Source organism: Paracoccus sp. Z118 (genome assembly GCF_019061185.1).
Lineage (GTDB): Bacteria > Pseudomonadota > Alphaproteobacteria > Rhodobacterales > Rhodobacteraceae > Paracoccus.
Map to the genome: position 1 here is coordinate 1 of NZ_JAHQZU010000155.1, position 324 is coordinate 324.

Annotated in this window: 1 protein-coding gene; it reads right to left on the minus strand. The window is 65.4% G+C overall.

The features are described from left to right. Positions 1–239, minus strand: a 239-nt coding sequence (locus KTN05_RS17970) for a transposase (RefSeq protein ID WP_254368356.1), incomplete at its 3' end; no start/stop codon positions are given. Positions 240–324 lie beyond the last annotated feature (85 nt).

The window sequence follows — 324 nt, forward strand, 5'->3', positions numbered from 1 at the left end:
AGCAACTCCCCCGCCCGCAGTTTCTTGCGCCAGTCATAGATCTGCCAGCGGGTCGCGCCATGCCGGCGCGCGACATCGGCCACCGTCACCCCGGGAATCAGGCTTTCCACCGCGATCCGCGCCCGCTCGCCCTTCGTGCGTCGGCGCCGACCGCTTGGTCCCTCAATCACCTCAAGCCGCGAAACCCCACCACTGATCGAGCCGTCCAAATGGACGCCCATTTTGCCGTCTATCTCCAAAACCAACTCCTTCGCGCCATGCCCACCCGCGGAGAATGGACCGATCAGATCAGCAGCGGCAGGAGGAGAGCGCCGTGGCGCTTAC